The sequence below is a fragment of the Salinicoccus jeotgali genome (genome assembly GCF_039538805.1).
GTDB classification, from domain to species: Bacteria; Bacillota; Bacilli; order Staphylococcales; family Salinicoccaceae; genus Salinicoccus; species Salinicoccus jeotgali.
In genome coordinates, this window is sequence record NZ_BAABCK010000010.1 from 1 (window position 1) to 1,273 (window position 1,273).

The 1,273-nt window shown below is 31.9% G+C and carries 2 protein-coding genes; both read left to right on the forward strand.

Going from position 1 to position 1,273, the window contains the following annotated elements; all coding sequences use genetic code 11:
- Nucleotides 1-121: 121 nt before the first annotated feature.
- Entirely contained in the window at nt 122-472 is a 351-nt protein-coding gene (locus tag ABD734_RS01015; protein WP_344700758.1) for a phospholipase A2 family protein, read from the forward strand.
- Nucleotides 473-495: 23 nt separating this feature from the next.
- Nucleotides 496-738 (forward strand): hypothetical protein, encoded by a 243-nt coding sequence (locus tag ABD734_RS01020; protein ID WP_344700759.1) that lies wholly within the window; start codon nt 496-498, stop codon nt 736-738.
- Nucleotides 739-1,273 lie beyond the last annotated feature (535 nt).

Below are 1,273 nucleotides of genomic sequence, written 5' to 3' on the forward strand. Positions count from 1 at the left end.
AGATTTATAAAATTAAAGGTAAGTCATACCGGATGAAACACACTTAGGCTTTCCTCCACAAATTACATTGTCAAAAACCTACATTTTTAGATTGCCGAAAACCTACAATTTTAAGTTGCCCTTGACAGACGGTCAAAGTGAATTTATCATTGGATCTGGTGAAATAATAAACCAATTGAATCAAGAATATAGCCAAGAAGAAGTAACTACTATGGCGATTCCACTTCCTATTTGGGGGAACTGGTGCGGACCTGGTTATGGAGGGGGAGAAACTCAAGATTTACTTGATGCTGCATGTAAGCAACATGATTTAGATTATGCAAAATATGGTTATTTTGATTGCGATAGTGATTTAAGGTTAACAGCTAGAATAGCTGTAGATCGTAGTAAAATGGGGTTCATAGAAAAACAATATGCTAGTGCAGTAGCTGCCTATTTTGTAACTCAAACTAAATATAATAATTGTTATTAAAAAGTAAAAAAGGAGGGGGAATATTGCAAAATAAGTTTAAAGTATTTTCTTTGATTTGCTTTGTATTATGTATTGTAATTTGGGTTCCAAATGTGATTTTTCAAGTCCCTAGCCCATTTTGGATTTTAACTTTTATCATTGCTCCTTTTGGATTAGTTTTTGCACTTTTAGCTAAAAATTATTGGTTAGTTTTTGGTAATTTTGTAATGTTCTTTAGTTTCTTTATTCTTATGGCTCTTGGGTATTATATAAACTCAAAATTATAAAATTATTTATATAGATAGAACTACTTTCTATGTAATCATAATATTTTAGAGCGCCTTAAGCCGCTCTTTTTTGCGTTGAGCAAAAACTGGTTTTAGTCGACTGCAAGTCCACACTCTTTAATGACTTATAAAATAAATCTAGGATGTTATAGCTTTATTCGGATGTACATAAATAAGTACATTGATATATAAGATAATATATACTCTAGCTTTATGCCGAGAAAACTTTTTGATGCGTGACAGGCCTTAAAATACACTGAGAGCGCAAGCGAAGTGGTAGCGACAGCTATCAACTTCCGCTTGGTAGAGCTCTTAGGATTTTTAAGGGCGCAACGCATCACACTCAAAAAGGAAATTGGAATAAATCAGTAATTAGAATGTATTTTTGTGTTTTTGAAATATGGAAATATATATTATAATTAGTGTCAATGCTGGTGCCAAGGGAAGAAAATATAGTCCTAGTGTGTAATAGATTGTTGGAATCAAAATAAAAATAATACTAAGAAAAGTTGATATGGTGGATGTTTTTTGTAAT